The following is a 14,421-nucleotide window of genomic DNA, read 5'->3' on the forward strand; positions in this document are numbered from 1 at the left end:
ACGTCAACTGAATCCGTGCCGTGACGTTGAGCGTATATGGGAGGTCGTCTGACCGCCAGTGAAGAGGTAGCACCATGGAAAAGCATGACAAGGAAAAGCCTGTACAGCCCGCCAAGGAGCTGGTCAGGAAGTGGTTGAAAGCGGAGCTGGCACAACGCCGGCCGCCGCCGGACCCCGAGCAGATCCGCCGCGAACTGGGCTGGGATATGCTCAAGCTGTGCCGGGAGGCGGCCAGCCGCTAGCGCACCGTCACCACGCTCTTGCCGCCGGAGCCCGGCTGCACGAGGATGCGGGTGGCGATGCGTTCCGTCATTTCCTGGACGTGCGAGATGACGCCCACCTTGCGGCCCATCGCTTGCAGGCCGTCGAGCGCGTCCATGGCCACGCGCAGGGTTTCCGTGTCCAGGCTGCCGAAGCCTTCGTCGATGAACAGCGATTCCACGCGCACCCGGTTCGAGGACAGCGAGGCCAGGCCCAGCGCCAGGGCCAGCGAGACGAGGAACGATTCGCCGCCCGACAGCGAGTGCACGGAGCGCAGCTCGCCGCCCATGTCCTGGTCGCGCACCATCAGGCCCAGCGACGGCTTGTCCGGATTGTCGATGCGCTCGAGCTGATAGCGGCGCGCCAGATGCTGCAAATGCGCATTGGCATAGCCGAGCAGCACTTCGAGCGTGAATTGCTGCGCGTAGTTGCGAAATTTCTTGCCGTCGGCCGAGCCGATCAAGTCATCCAGGCTGGCCCAGCGCCGCTCGATGACGGCTTGCGCCTCGATTTGCGCCAGCATCGCTTGCGCGCTGTGGCGCCGCGCGTCGTCCTGCGCGATGGCCAGGCGCAAGCGCGTCGCTTCCTGGTTGGCCGCCTGACGTTCCAGCAGCAGTGCGTCCAGCGCCATCTGCAGCGCGGCCCGGTCCATTTCCAGCGCTTCCGGCGGCTGCTGCACGTGCGCGGCCAGCTGCTGCCGGCGCTCGGCCAGCACGGAAACGGCGGCCGTGTGGCGGTCGGCGATCACTTGCAGGGCGTCGCGTTCGGCGCGCATGGCGTCCGGCGCGATGGCCAGGTGCGCGCGCAAGCCGGCCATGTCGGCGGGCGCGTGACCAGGGTGGGCAAGCTGGAACTGGCGCAGCCAGTCGTGCAGTGCGGCGCTGGCGCCGTGTTCCTGTTCACGCAAGGCGGCCAGGCGCTGCGACAGCTGCGCGCACGCTTCGTCCAGGCGCGTGCGCTGCTGGCTGGCCGATTGCGCCGCCGTTTGCTGCTGCGCCAGCAGCGCTTTGGCCGCCGCGATGGCGCCTGCCAGCGCGCCTTCCACTTCGGTCACGGCTTGGCCCTGCCATAGCGCGTTGCGCCCGGCTTGCAGTGTCGTGCGCTGTTTGTCGGCGGCGGCAAACGCGGCGTGGGTCTCCTGCGCCGTTTGCTGCGCCTTGCCGGCGGCCAGCAGCGCCGCATCCAGCTGCGCGGCCAGGGTGGCCAGCGCGTGGCCGCGGTGGTCCTGGTCCGCCTGCTGTTTCAGCCATTGCCGGCTTTCCGTTTCACGCGCGGCGCGGAAGGCGGCCGGGCCGGCGCGCCAGTTGTCTTTCCAGTCTTCGGCGCCGTCGGCGTCGGCAAACGCGCCATCGAGCTGCGCCAGCAAGGCATCGAGCGCGGCGCGCGCCGTCTCGCCCTTGTCGGCGTTGCCCGCTTGCTGCGCCTGCAGCTGCGCCAGCCGCGCCTGTGCATCGGTGACGCTGCTGGTGCAGCGCGCGTGCTCGGTTGACGCCAGTTCATATGCCGCCTGCGCCTGCTCGCGCAGTGTACTTGCCTGGCGCAGCGCCGTCTCCTGCTGCGCCAGCGCCTGCAAGCCGGCCACATTGGCTGCCAGCTGCTGCGTGAACCAGTCCGCGCGCTGCGCTTCCTGCGGCAGTTGCAGGGTGTCCGCATGCGGCCGCCACTGCGCATTCAGGCTGTCGATGATGGACGGCAGTGCAGATAATTCTTCCGCCGTCTGTGCCTGTTCGTGCACATGGGCGGCCAGCGCCGCCTTGTGCGTGGCCAGGCGTTCCACATTGCCGCGCGCTTGCATGCGGCAAGCCAGCACCTCATCTTGCAAGCTGGCCAGCATCGCCTGCAAGGCGTCATCGGCGTGGCCAGCGTGGGTGTACGGGTGTTCCAGCGCGCCGCAGACGGGGCAGGGCTGCTCATCCTGCAAGGTGGCCCGCAGCTGCTCGACGCTGGCCGCGCATGCCGCTTCCGCGCCCTTCAAGGATTTTTCTGCCTGCGCCAGGCGCGCTTCCAGCAGCGGCGTTTGCGCCGCTGCCGCCGCCAAAGCCGTACTTTCCGTTTGCGCGGCCTGCGCCAGCTGGGCTGCCCTGGCTTGCCAGTGCGCCAGCGCCTGCTGCTGGCGTGCCAGTTCGCTCCAGGTTTTTTCCGCGCTGGTCAAGATGCGCGCGTGCGCCTCCAGCTGGCCGCGCTGTTCCTGCAGCGCCTGGCCATCGATGGCTTGCACGGCGGCTGTCGCCTTGCGCCTTTCCGCATCGCGCACGGCCAGCGCGGCAGCGGCGCTGGCCAGCGCCGCTTGCGCCGCCTGCGTGGCGTCAAAGGCCTGGCGCGCCTGCCGGGCCGATTCGGCCATGCTGGCGTCGGCCGCATCGGCTTGCGCGGCCGCTTGTCCTGCCTGGGCAAACAATTGATCCCACAATTGCCACGCTTGCGCCAGCGCCTGCCACTGCTGGTGCGATGCCAGCCACAGACGGCCCGCTTCCTGTTCCGCCAGCGCGGCATGCTGGCGCTGCTGCAGCGCCTGCAGCGCGCTGCGCGCCGCTTCGTTGGCCTGGTCGGCGGCCTGCGCGGCCTGCCATGCCTGGCCATGCGCGGGCAATTGCGCCGCAATGCCGGCGTCGAGCGCCTTGGCTTGATCGAGCAGGGGCGCCGCATCGCGCTGCGCCGCTTCACTGGCCAGCAAGGCCGCCGTCGCCAGCTGCACGGCCTGCGCCAGTTGCACTTCGGCGGCGACGGCTTGCGCCGCCTGCACGCGCGACGCTTCCAGTGCGGCGCCGCTGCCGGCGATGTCGCTGGCCAAGCGCGCCACCTCGTCGATCAGGGGCCGCGCCGGCTGCAGCAATTCCCATTGCGCCAGCGCCGCGCGACGTTCTTGCGCAGCGGCGCGTTCGGCATCCGCGCTGCCCAGCGCCTCTTGCGCGGCCGTCACCTGGGTTTGCAGCTTGTGCGTCTCCTGGTGCCAGCGCTGCTGCAGTTCCAGCACCGCCTTGCGCAAGTCGATGTGTTGCAGCGTGGTGTCGGCCGCGCCGCACAGCGCCTCGGTGTCGGACCGCTCAGCCGGCGACAAGGGCCGCTGGTCGGCCAATTTTTCGCCCAGGCGTTCGAGGATCTGCTTTTCCTTCTTTGCCCGCTCGAAGGCGCGCATGGAAATGTCGGTATAGATGCTGCTGCCCGTCAGGGTTTCCAGCAACTCTCCCCGTTCATTGTCTTCCGTCTTCAGGAAGGTGGAAAACTCGTTCTGCGCCAGCAGCACGGCGCGCGTAAACTGGTCGAACGACAGGCCGATGCGTTTTTCGATCTCTTCCTTGACTTCCGTCTTGGTGCCGCCGATGGCTTGCAGCGCGGGCAGCTGGTGCAAGCTCATGGCGGTCGCCTGCAGCGCCCCTTCGGCCCGGGTGCGCGAGCGGCGCACGCTCCAGCGCGCGCGGTAGTGACCGCCGTCGTTGCCGACAAAGTCCACTTGCGCGTAACCGTCCGGCGTGCCGCGGCGCAGCAGGGTACGCGTATCCTGGGCGTTGACGGTTTCCTTGCCCACGTCGGGCAGGGCGCTGCCCCGGCCCAGCACTTTCAGCAAACGCGGCGTGGCGTCGTACAGGGCCAGGCACAGGGCGTCGAGCAGGGTGCTCTTGCCCGCGCCCGTGGGGCCGCTGATGGCGAACAGGCCGGCGGACGCCAGCGGCTCCTGCTGGAAGTCGACTTCAAATTCGCCGGCCAGCGAGGCCAGGTTCTTACCGCTGATGTTCAGGATTTTCATGGTTTTTCGGGAGCAGTCAGGCGCCGGGCAGCAGCAGTTCGGCCAGGGCCGAGAGGAGTTCGGGTGGTGCTTCCTTGGCGTATTTTTGCTGATACAGGCGGCGGAAGATGTCGTCGGGCTGCAGCTGGCCCAATTGGTCGAGCGTCATGTTCTCGGGCGCGCTGCTGCGCGCGGCGCTCGACGTTTCGATCTTTGCCAGGCGCACCGGCTTGCCGTCGAGCGCCGTTTCGATGCGCGTGCGCAGGCCCGGCTCGGGCGCATCGAGGCGCACGCGCACTTCCAGGAACGGTTGCGCTTCGGCCGGTGCGTCCGGCACATCGAGGGCGGCCAGCTGCGCCAGCACTTCGGCTATCGGCGCCAGCGCGGCGGGCACGCGCAGCAGCGGCACGGCGCGCGGCACCTCGATGACGCGCACCGACTGCAGCGTTTCGCCGTCGATATCGAGGCACAGCACCTGGTGGCGGTAGTTCACTTCGGCAAACGACAGGGGGATCGGGCTGCCGCAATAGCGGATATGTTCCTGTCCGCCCACGGCCTGCGCCTTGTGCAGGTGGCCCAGCGCCGCATACGCGATGGTGGTATCAAAAATCCCCGACGGCAGCATCTCGGTGCCGCCGATAACGATGCGGCGTTCCGAATCGTTCGACATTTCGCCGCCCACCATGTGGCAATGGCCCATGGCAACGATGGCTTGCCCCGGCTGGCGGCGCGCCAGCGCCAGGTCCGTCAACTGGCGGTACAGCAGGGCGATGCCGCCCAGGTAGGCGTCCTGGGTGTCGCCGGCGGGCAGCTTCGGCACGTCGCCGGGACGCAAAAAGGGCACGGCCAGGCACCAGGCCTGCACCTGCCCATCGGCGCCCGACAGTGGCAGCAGCAGGCGTTCCAGGTCGATATCGCCATCTTCGCCGCGCAGCAAATGGCCGATGACGTGCGTGCCGTGCGCGGCCAGCAGGGGGGCGGGCGCTTCCAGCCGTCCAGCCGAATCGTGGTTGCCGGCGACGACGATCAGCTGCAGCGCGGGCAGGCGCGCGCGCGCCTGCTGCAGGAACACGTACAGCTGCTTTTGCGAGGCGGCCGACGGGTTGGCGTTGTCGAACACGTCGCCAGCTACGAGCAGCACGTCGACGCGTTCGGCCACGAGCGTGTCGAGCAGCCAGTCGAGGAAGCGCTGGTGTTCGTAGCCCCGTTCATAGTTGTGCAGGGTCTGGCCCAGATGCCAGTCGGAAGTGTGCAGCAGGCGCATGATGGGGCAAGGGTAGGGAAGACAGGCGCCAATATAGCAGGAATGACAGGCGACAGACCCCAGCCTTCAATCCACGGTCGCGCCGGCCCTGTAGGTATTGCGCCCATCCTGCTTGGCCTGGTACAGCAGCACGTCGGCGCGCTGCAGCAGTACGGCAGGGGGGATGTCTTCATCGCGGTAGAAGGCCAGGCCAATGCTGGCGGAAATGCGCACGGTGATGCCATCGAGTTCGAACGGCTGTTGCATGGCGGTGACGATCTTTTCCGCCAGCAGAGCCGCGTCGTCGGGCCGGGTGATCTGTTCCATGATGATGGTGAATTCGTCGCCGCCCAGGCGGGCGATGATGTCGGTAACGCGCATGGTCTGCGTCAGGCGCTGGGCGAAGGCGCGCAGCAGGGCGTCGCCGGTGCCGTGGCCATGCGTGTCGTTGACGGGCTTGAAGCGGTCGATATCCATGTACATGACGGCCATCAGGTGCTGCTGCTGGCGACTGGCGTGCATGGCGTCGCTGAGTTTTTGCTGGAAGCCGGCGCGGTTCGACAAGCCGGTCAGCACGTCGACCTGGGCCAGCTTCAGCAAGCGCTGTTTTTCGCGCTTTTGCACGGTGATATCCTGGCGCATCACGTGAAAACCCGCCACCTGCAGCTTGTCTTCGCCGATCTGCGGAATGTAGATCACTTCCATGCAGCGCTCGATGCCTTCTTTTTCATCATCCTCTTCAAAACTCAGGGTTTCACCTGCCAGCACGCGCGCGATATACGGCGCCACCGTGCGGTAGCGCGCCTCGCCGACGGTCTCGCGCACGCTCTTGCCCAGCGCCAGCCGGCCCCTCAGGCCGAATTCGCGTTCATAGGCGATGTTCAGGAAGCGGTAGACCTGGTCGGCGTCGATGTAGGCGATCATGGCCGGCAAGGTGTCGGCGATGGTGCGCAGGCGCGCTTCGCTCTCCAGCAGCGCCACTTCCGATTCGCGCAAGGTGGTAATGTCGTCCAGGCTGCCCACGTAGCCATCGATCTGGCCGTCGATGAGGATGGGGGCAATTTTGACGGAGACCCAGACCAGCCTGCCGTCGGGTTGCAGGCAGCGCAGGGTGGACTGGAACGGCGCGTGGCTGCGCTTGAGCTGTTCCAGCGCCACGTGCATCAGCGGATAGTCGTCCGGGTGCAGGGCGCTGGTCCAGCCGGCGCCCAGGGCGGCGGCGCGCGGCAGGCCCGTGATCGATTCGAAGGTGCGGTTGACGTAGGTGCAGCGGCGCTGGCGGTCCAGGCGCACCAGCCCGAGCGGCGAGGCGTCGTTGACGGCGGCCAGCTCGGCCTGTTTCTGGCGCAGTTCCAGTTCCTGCTGGCGGCGCTGCGAGACATCCTCGGCGATGCACAGGATATGTTCGATCTGCTGGCGCTCGTCGAACACGGGCACGGAGACGGAGCGCACGTAGCGCAGGCTGCCGTCCGCCAGGCGCAGCGGCTTTTCCGTATGGTCGATGACGCCGCGCTCGGCCAGGATGGCGCGGTCGTCCCCGGCATCGTGCAGGCCGAAGCCGGGCGGGAAGGCCTGGCAATCGGTCTTGCCGATGACGTCGGCGGCCAGGTGGCCGGTGATATCCTCGGCCGCCTTGTTCCACACCTCCATCTTGCCGAAGTTTTCCGGGCGCGCGCTTTTCACGTAGACCAGCACGGGCAAATGGTCGATCAGCGACTGCAGGAAGCTGCGGTTATCCTGCAGCGCCAGTTCGTCGTGCTTGCGCGCGCTGATGTCGCGCGAGGTGACGGCCACGCCGTCGGTGATGGGTACCACCTGGTGGCGCAGCCAGCGCGTGCCGCCCGAGGCCAGTGTCAGCTCGAATTCGTCCTCCAGCGGCTGGCGCGTTTCCATCACCCGCACGAAGCGCTGGAAGAAACGCTCGCCGCGCAGCAGCGGCATGTGCTGCAGCACGCGCAGGCCCAGCAGTTCGGAGCGTGGCTTGCCCAGCATGTCGGCGGCCCGTTCGTTGACGTCGGCGAAGGTGAAGTCTTCCACCGGCTTGCCCGGCGCGGGGCGCCAGGCTTTCAGCAGCAGCACGGAGTCGAGGCTGCCGTGGTGCGCCGCGCGCAACAGCGCTTGCGTTTCCGTGGCCTGGCGGATGCTGCGGCGCAGGCGTGCGTTCTGGCGCATCAGCAGGCCCGTAAAGCCGGCAATGAGCACGCTGGCGGCGAGCAGGGCGCCGAGATACGCCAGGCGGCGCTGTTCGAAGCGTGCCAGGGCGACGGCGCGGCTGACGCCTACCACGGCCAGCAGCGGGTAGCGCGCCAGTTCGCGGTAGCTGTAGATGCGCGCCGTCGTGTCGACGGGCGGCTCGATCAGCAGTTCTTCGGCGGCATGCTGGGGCGGCCCGGGCATGCGGAAGTCGATGCGGTCGCTGAGGATGCGCTGTTCGCCGATGCGCCCCACCGTCAGGCCGCTGTCGCGCGCCACCAGCATCAGCGCACCCTGTTCATCGAGGTCCAGGCGGTCGTAATCGTCGACAAAATAGGTCGGGTCGACGTGGATGATGATGGCGCCGGCAAAGCGGCCCTGCGCATCGTTCAGGCGGCGCGCCAGGCGGATGCTCCAGTGCTTGCTGGCCGCGTCGAGCATGGGCGTGTCGACCATGGCCGTGTCGGATGCATTGGCGGCCAGCGCCCTGAAAAATGCCTGGCTGGCCAGGTTTTCCGGCCAATACGCATTGGCGCTGTCGATCACATTGCCATGCGCATCGATGAGGGCGATCGGCAAGGCCAGCTTCGACGGCAGCACGCTGTCGAGCAGACCCTGGCGGCGCATGAATTCATTCAGGCGCAGGCTGCCCTCCGTTTCCTCGTATTTGAGCTTGAACAATTGCGTGGCGTGGTCCGTCTGGCGCAGGGTGAAACTGGTATGGTCGGCCAGGGTGCGCGCCAGCGACTGGCTGACGGCCACGGCGTCGCGCACGGCGCTGGCGCGCTCCTGGCCCACCTGGTAAAAGACGGCTGCCCACAGCGCCAGCAGCAAGATGAGCGCGAACAGGGGCACCAGGCTGAGACGGTACAGGCGGCGGGCAAGGCGTTGCAGGGGTCTTGTTATCGCTATCACGGGCGCTTGCAGGCTAGAGTCATGGAAAAGGGGAACGTGGAGGAGCGGCGTGGCGCGCATGATAGCCGATTCGACCTGCTTGCGCTGTGCCGTGTTGCTGTCCCCATCGTCCGTTCGTAGTCTGTCGCTGGTCCTATTCTGCGTTAATTCTGCGTTAAATCAAACATGCGTGGCGCTGCGCATGCTAAAAAAAGCGCCGCAGTGGTGGCACGGGCATGGGAAGTGGCAGAAAAAGTACAATTCGACCTGCATCGTCATTAAAATGGTGACTTCATCCTCCCATATCGAAAGTTGTCATGCAGAGTAAAAAGCCCGACGCGGCAAGACTGGACAAGATCGTGGCCGAAGCGCGCCGCGCCGCCGACCAGCGCGAGAGTGGCTACCGCGAGCGCTCGCTGAAGATGTATCCATGGGTATGCGGCCGCTGCACGCGCGAATTCACGCGTGCCAACGTGCAGCAACTGACGGTGCACCACCGCGACCATAACCACGACAACAATCCGCCGGACGGCAGCAACTGGGAGCTGCTGTGCCTGTATTGCCACGACAATGAGCACTCGCGCTACCTGGAAGCGGACCGTGGCGCCGGCCTGCTGTCGGCCGAGGTGGCGCCCGCGACGCACAATCCGTTCGCCGCGCTGGCCGGCCTGATCAAGAAGAAGGACTGAGCGGGCTGCGCCGCTTTCCCCATGCGCATCTTGCTGACCGAAGACGACCCGCAACTGGGCCGCGCCACGCAGATCGGCCTGGAACAGGGCGGCCATGCCGTCGACTGGGTCACGAGCGCTGAACACGCGCACACGGCAGTGCGCCTGCACGACTATGGCTGCATCCTGCTCGACCTGGGCTTGCCGGGGCAGGACGGCATGCAGGCGCTGGGCATGCTGCGCGACAATGGCTACAGCGGCGCCGTGCTGATCGTCACGGCGCGCGACACGGTGGGCGAGCGCATCGCCGGCCTGGACGCGGGCGCCGACGACTTCATCGTGAAACCGTTCGACCTCGACGAACTGGCCGCGCGCATCCGCAGCGCCTGCCGCCGCGCCGCCGGCCGCCTGCGCGAAAACCTCGTGCATGGCGAGCTGGTGCTCGATATCGCCGACCGGCAGGTGACGCAAGGGGGCATGCCCGTGACCTTGACGGTCAAGGAGTTCCGCATCCTGCAATTGCTGCTGGAGCACGGCGGCCGGGTGCTGAGCCGGGAACAGCTGGAGAAAAACCTGTACAGCTGGGGGGATGAAGTGGAGAGCAATGCCGTGCAAGTGCATATCCACCACCTGCGCAAGAAGCTGGGGCGGGACTTGATACGCACCGTGCATGCGATCGGCTACTGCATCGACAAGCCCAAAGCGGCTTGACGTAAAAACGGGCGGCCCTGAGGCCGCCCGTTATGCTCTATGGCTGGTCAGCCATCAACGCATCAGAAATCGACGGAGGCCGACAGCCACAAGCGGCGACCGTCCATGCTGTTGACATAGCGGTTGGCGTAGGTCAATGCCGGTGCGCGGTACGGCTGATAGTCGATGAAGTCCTTGTTGAGCAGGTTGTACACGGCCGCGTTCAGGGTCACGCGCTGGTTCAGCTGATAGCTGCTGCCCAGGTGCAGCATGGTGTAGCCCTTGTAGTCGCCCAGCGCGGCCTTGGCGGCGCGCGTGGAAGCCGAGGTGCCCGGATCGCGGAAGCGTTCGCTGCGGTACTCGGCGCGCAGCCAGCCATTCCATGCGCGCGAGATATCCCACGACAGGCGCGCGTTGACGGCGTGCTTGGGCGTGTCGCTTAGCGGTTTGCCGGCGTTGCTGCCGCTCTTCTGTTCGCTTTCCGTGTAGGTGTAGTTGGCGCTGGCCGACAGCGCCTTGCCCAGCGGGAAGCGGGTGTTCAGCTCGACGCCGCGCGTGACGGCCTCATCCACGTTGACCGACTGGCCAAACGCATCGACGTTGGGCCAGTTGCCGAAGCTGACGCAGCCGGGACGGTTCGGCGACGGGCGGTAGTCGCAGTTGACGAGGCCGGTGCCCGTCGTGATCTTGTCCTTGAATGTATTGTTGAACAGGGAGCCGCTGGCGGTCCAGCCGGCCAGGTTGTCGAAATACGCGCCGATTTCTGTTGTCGTGCTCGTTTCCGGCTTCAGGTTCGGGCTGCCGACCAGGGGAATCGTGCCCTGGCCGCCGAAACCGTTGATGCCTGGCGACAGTTGTTCCACGCGCGGCGTCTTGTAGCCCTTGCTGACGCCGCCCTTGACGGTCCAGCTCGGCGTCGCGTTCCACACGGCATACGCGCGGGGGCTGGTCTGGCCGCCGAAGATGCTGTGATCGTCATAGCGGGCGCCGACGGTCAGCGCGAGATGCTCCAGCACCTGCCATTCGTCTTCCACGAACAGGGCTTTTTGCGTGAATTCGAATGTCTTTGGCGCCACGCCGTCCGTCATTTCCGCTTTCCACCATTGCGCGCCGACGGTCGCCATGTGTTTGCCCAAAGGCATGACCAATTTGGTGTCGAACACCTGGCTTTCCACTTCCAGCGTGCGCGCGCTGCCGGCCACGGCGCCCGGCGTGCCTGGCGGAATCGTGCGGCCCAGGGTTTCCGTCTTGTTCACCATGTAGCTGCTGTCGAGGGTGCCGAAGCCGAAGCGGCCCGTGTGCGACAGGGTCCACTGGTCGCGGTTGTATTTCTGCTCGGGACCGTAGCCGCCCTGCAAGCCCAGGGTACCCAGCTGCTTCTTCGAATTGTCGTAGGTCTGGCGGCCCGCGTCGGCGTCGAGGATGACGGTGTGGTAGCGGTTAGGCGTAAAGGCCAGGCGCGCGCCAAAGTTTTCCACGTCCGATCGCACCGGGTTGGCGCCCATGCTGGCGGGCACTTCCGCGCCGGCCGCGTTGGGGATGCGGATGTCGGCCGCATCGCGGCGCTGCTTGCTGCCGCGCAGGGACAGGCCCAGCAGGTCGGTGGCGATGGGGCCGCTCAGGTAGAAGCGGCCGTTTTTCACGTCGCCGAAATCCGATTCTTCCTGCACGGTGTAGTCGGCCGAGACGGAGCCCATCCACTGCTTGCCCACCTTGCGCGTGATGATGTTGATCACGCCGCCCATGGCGTCCGAGCCGTACAGGGTCGACATGGGGCCGCGGATGATTTCGATGCGCTCGATGGCGGCCAGCGGCGGCATGAAGCTCGTCTGCGTGCCGCCGAAACCGTTCGGCGTGACGTTGCCGGCCGCATTCTGGCGCCGTCCGTCGATCAGCACCAGCGTGTAGTCGCTGGGCATGCCGCGGATGCTGATGTTCATGCCGCCCGTCTTGTCGCCCGCCGCGCCCACGTCGATGCCTTCCACGCTTTCCAGCGCCTGCGTCAGGTTGCCGAAGCGCTCCTTCGACAGCTCTTCGCGCGTCAGCACGGTAATGGACGCCGGCGCCTGTTTGATGTCCTGCTCGAAACCGGAGGCGGAGACCACCACTTCGGGCATGCTGGCAGGCGTGCCCGTCTGGGCGTAGGCCGGCAGGCAGGACAGGGCGGTCAAGGCCAGGGCCAGGGTGGTGGGACGCGGCAGGCGCGCGCGGCGGGTGCGGTTGGACATGCAAACTCCTGAAGGGTGGATTAGTGATTGGTCTGTCTTGTTTGGGGAATGGGAATCATGGGGGCAATAAGAATCATTTACAATTGCACGCGTAGCATCCCAAAAAATATGTCGTCCCGGATCATGCGCAGAAGTTCTTAAGAGATTCTTAATAGCGATAAAACCTGCAAGTGTCACGCGGAATGCGGTATCTTTCAGCTATGCACAGCCCACACCAGCCCATTCCTTCCGACCTCCCCCCGTTATCGCTGGCCGCCGCGCGCGCCTTGCACCTGGCCGCGCAGGGTTTGCTGCAGGCGCGCCGCAAGAAAGCCGTGAAGGCCGACGTGCTGGCCGCTGTGCGGCAGATGGGCGTGCTGCAGATCGACACCATCCACGTGGTGGCGCGCAGCCCGTATCTGGTGCTGTGGAGCCGGCTGGGCGACTATCCGCAACCGTGGCTGGAGCAATTGCTGGCCGAGGGCGCGCTGTTCGAATACTGGGCGCATGAAGCGTGCTTCGTGCCTATCGAAGACTATGGCCTGTACCGCCACCGCATGCTGGATCCGGCCGCCATGGGCTGGAAGTATTCGGTCAAATGGATGGCCGAGCAGGGTGATGCCGTGGCGTCGGTGCTCGAGCACATCCGCGCCAACGGCGCCGCGCGCTCGGCCGATTTTGAACGCACGGACGGCAAGGTGGGCGGCTGGTGGAGCTGGAAACCGGAAAAGCGCTCGCTGGAGGTATTGTTTACGTCGGGCGTGCTGATGATCGCCAAGCGCCATCAGTTCCAGCGCTATTACGACCTGGCCGAGCGCGTGCTGCCCGGCTGGCACGATGGCTTGCTGCCGCCTGAAGAGCAGGTGCGCCGGCGCCTGCTGCTGGCCAGCGTGAAGGCGCTGGGCCTGGCGCGGGCCAGCTGGATCAGCGACTACTTCCGCACGAAACAAGCGCGCGCCAGCCTGGTGCACGATCTGCAGGCGCTGGTGGACGAGGGCGCGCTGCTGCGCCGCGCGGTGGCCGGCTGGGATGATGCCGTGTACGTGCATGCGGAACATGGGCAATTGCTGCACGACGCGGCGGCCGGCAAGCTCTCGCCCACCCTGACGACGATATTGTCGCCATTCGATCCCGTCGTGTGGGACCGGCGCCGCGCGCTGGAACTGTTCGGCTTCGATTACCGGCTCGAATGCTACACGCCCGCTGAAAAACGCCGCTATGGTTACTTCACGCTGCCGATTTTGCGGCGCGGCGCGCTGGTGGGGCGACTGGACGCCAAGGCGCACCGCGCGCAGGGGCGCTTCGAGATCAAGTCGCTGGTGCTGGAAGACGGCGTGCGCCTCAGCGCCCGCCTGGTGCAGGACGTGGCCGGCGCCGTGCAGCGCCTGGCGCTCTGGCATGCGTGTCCGCAGGTCGAGATAGCCCAGGCGCAGCCGGCAGCCTTCGGTGCGCAGCTGGCCGAGGCCCTGCACGACAGCGGCGCTGCCGCAAGGCGGGCCGCATGATGCTGCCACCGGCTCCTTCCTCCTTGCTCGACGCTGACGGCGTGCCATGTTTTGGCCGCTACACGGGGCAATTGAACGCCTTCGACTGGGCCGCGCTGGCGCCGCCGCACGCGCGCGGCGCCCTCTGGCGCCTGTTTCACCACAAGCGCTGGCATTACGTGGCCCTGTCCACGCCCACCCTGTTCTGCGGCGTGGCCATCGTCGACCTGGGCTGGACCAGCACGGCGTTCGCGTATGCCTTCGACCGCCACAAGGGCAAGATCGTGGCCAGCTTTTCGCAAGATGGCATCCCCGGCCTGTGCGCATCGGTGGCGCCGCACGCGGGCGCCAGCAGCCGTTTTCGCTTCCTCTCGCACCTGATCTCCATCGAGGCGCAGCCGCAGCAGCGCTACCGTTTGCGGCTCGATTGCGGCCATTTCGGCATCGATGCGGAATTCGGCCCGCCCGTGGCGCCGACCCTGCTGGCGATCGGGCCGGTGCCCGAAGGCGGCAGCGTGCATGCGACGCAAAAGTCGGGCGGCCTGCCCTTGTGGGGCAGCGTGCGCTGCGGCGCCATCGGCTACAGCCTGGACGACGGCGTGGCCAGCTTCGACTATTCGAACGGCTTGCTGGCGCGCGAGACGGAATGGCGCTGGGCCTCGGCGCACAGCCTGGACCTGGGTTTCAACCTGCAGGCCGGCTATTTCGGCGCGCATGAAAACGCGCTGTGGCTCGATGGCCAGCTATATGCGCTGGGCCGCGCGCATTTCGACTTCAATCCCGACAACCCGCTGGCGCCGTGGCACGTATGGACGGACGACGATTTGCTGGACCTGCACTTCAAGCCGGAAGGGGCGCGGCGCGAAGACAAAAACCTGGGGATCGCCGCCAGCCGCTACATCCAGCCCATCGGCACTTTCAGCGGCTGGGTACGCACCAGCGCGCAATCTCCCAAGCGCATCGTGGCGCAACTGGCGGGCGTGACGGAAAGCCACCGCTCGCGCTGGTAGGCGCGCGCGGTTTTTTTGCGAAACGCGCCACAAGGTCAAGTTTTTTT

The 14,421-nt window shown here is 66.7% G+C and carries 9 protein-coding genes; 5 read left to right on the forward strand and 4 right to left on the reverse strand.

What is annotated here, in order from left to right; translation table 11 throughout:
• Positions 1-74: 74 nt before the first annotated feature.
• A complete protein-coding gene (locus C8C92_RS27445; protein ID WP_165829378.1) occupies positions 75-242 on the forward strand; it encodes a hypothetical protein in 168 nt (55 codons plus the stop codon).
• Here the strand turns inward: C8C92_RS27445 and C8C92_RS10950 are convergent.
• The 3 genes from C8C92_RS10950 to C8C92_RS10960 all read right to left on the reverse strand — a co-directional run bounded on the left by C8C92_RS10950 (position 239) and on the right by C8C92_RS10960 (position 8,336).
• Positions 239-4,006 carry an AAA family ATPase gene (locus tag C8C92_RS10950; RefSeq protein ID WP_116743861.1) on the reverse strand — a complete coding sequence of 1,256 codons (3,768 nt, stop codon included), beginning with the start codon at positions 4,004-4,006 and terminating at the stop codon, positions 239-241. The genes C8C92_RS27445 and C8C92_RS10950 overlap by 4 nt on opposite strands.
• Before the next feature lie 16 nt (positions 4,007-4,022).
• Positions 4,023-5,249: an exonuclease SbcCD subunit D C-terminal domain-containing protein gene (locus tag C8C92_RS10955; protein ID WP_116743863.1), complete on the reverse strand. Its 1,227-nt coding sequence runs from the start codon at positions 5,247-5,249 to the stop codon at positions 4,023-4,025.
• Positions 5,250-5,315: 66 nt separating this feature from the next.
• Positions 5,316-8,336 carry a PAS domain-containing protein gene (locus C8C92_RS10960; RefSeq protein ID WP_243420171.1) on the reverse strand — a complete coding sequence of 1,007 codons (3,021 nt, stop codon included), beginning with the start codon at positions 8,334-8,336 and terminating at the stop codon, positions 5,316-5,318.
• A 296-nt stretch (positions 8,337-8,632) separates the two neighbouring features.
• Here C8C92_RS10960 and C8C92_RS10965 point away from each other — a divergent pair, with 296 nt between their 5' ends.
• The gene (locus C8C92_RS10965; RefSeq protein WP_010396763.1) at positions 8,633-9,004 is read left to right on the forward strand and encodes a YajD family HNH nuclease; all 372 of its coding nucleotides are present in this window, start codon (positions 8,633-8,635) and stop codon (positions 9,002-9,004) included.
• 21 nt (positions 9,005-9,025) lie between these two features.
• Positions 9,026-9,694 carry a response regulator gene (locus C8C92_RS10970; protein ID WP_116743867.1) on the forward strand — a complete coding sequence of 223 codons (669 nt, stop codon included), beginning with the start codon at positions 9,026-9,028 and terminating at the stop codon, positions 9,692-9,694.
• A 62-nt stretch (positions 9,695-9,756) separates the two neighbouring features.
• Here the strand turns inward: C8C92_RS10970 and C8C92_RS10975 are convergent, their stop codons facing one another.
• Positions 9,757-11,901 (reverse strand): TonB-dependent receptor, encoded by a 2,145-nt coding sequence (locus C8C92_RS10975; protein WP_116743869.1) that lies wholly within the window; start codon positions 11,899-11,901, stop codon positions 9,757-9,759.
• A 200-nt stretch (positions 11,902-12,101) separates the two neighbouring features.
• On the opposite strand from C8C92_RS10975, the gene C8C92_RS10980 reads away from it, so the two are divergent.
• Positions 12,102-13,385 carry a crosslink repair DNA glycosylase YcaQ family protein gene (locus tag C8C92_RS10980; protein WP_116743871.1) on the forward strand — a complete coding sequence of 428 codons (1,284 nt, stop codon included), beginning with the start codon at positions 12,102-12,104 and terminating at the stop codon, positions 13,383-13,385.
• Positions 13,382-14,374 carry a DUF2804 domain-containing protein gene (locus tag C8C92_RS10985; RefSeq protein ID WP_116743873.1) on the forward strand — a complete coding sequence of 331 codons (993 nt, stop codon included), beginning with the start codon at positions 13,382-13,384 and terminating at the stop codon, positions 14,372-14,374. The genes C8C92_RS10980 and C8C92_RS10985 overlap by 4 nt, the downstream gene beginning before the upstream one ends.
• The last annotated feature ends 47 nt before the right edge of the window (positions 14,375-14,421 follow it).

The sequence above is a fragment of the Janthinobacterium sp. 78 genome, assembly GCF_003096775.1.
In the GTDB taxonomy this organism is placed as follows: Bacteria; Pseudomonadota; Gammaproteobacteria; order Burkholderiales; family Burkholderiaceae_D; genus Janthinobacterium; species Janthinobacterium tructae.

What these genes read in the sequence shown, in the direction of transcription:
- C8C92_RS27445 (WP_165829378.1), top strand. Translation starts at nt 75, where the DNA reads ATGGAAAAGCATGACAAGGAAAAGCCTGTACAGCCCGCCAAGGAGCTG.
- C8C92_RS10950 (WP_116743861.1), bottom strand. Translation starts at nt 4,006, where the DNA reads ATGAAAATCCTGAACATCAGCGGTAAGAACCTGGCCTCGCTGGCCGGC.
- C8C92_RS10955 (WP_116743863.1), bottom strand. Translation starts at nt 5,249, where the DNA reads ATGCGCCTGCTGCACACTTCCGACTGGCATCTGGGCCAGACCCTGCAC.
- C8C92_RS10965 (WP_010396763.1), top strand. Translation starts at nt 8,633, where the DNA reads ATGCAGAGTAAAAAGCCCGACGCGGCAAGACTGGACAAGATCGTGGCC.
- C8C92_RS10970 (WP_116743867.1), top strand. Translation starts at nt 9,026, where the DNA reads ATGCGCATCTTGCTGACCGAAGACGACCCGCAACTGGGCCGCGCCACG.
- C8C92_RS10975 (WP_116743869.1), bottom strand. Translation starts at nt 11,901, where the DNA reads ATGTCCAACCGCACCCGCCGCGCGCGCCTGCCGCGTCCCACCACCCTG.
- C8C92_RS10980 (WP_116743871.1), top strand. Translation starts at nt 12,102, where the DNA reads ATGCACAGCCCACACCAGCCCATTCCTTCCGACCTCCCCCCGTTATCG.
- C8C92_RS10985 (WP_116743873.1), top strand. Translation starts at nt 13,382, where the DNA reads ATGATGCTGCCACCGGCTCCTTCCTCCTTGCTCGACGCTGACGGCGTG.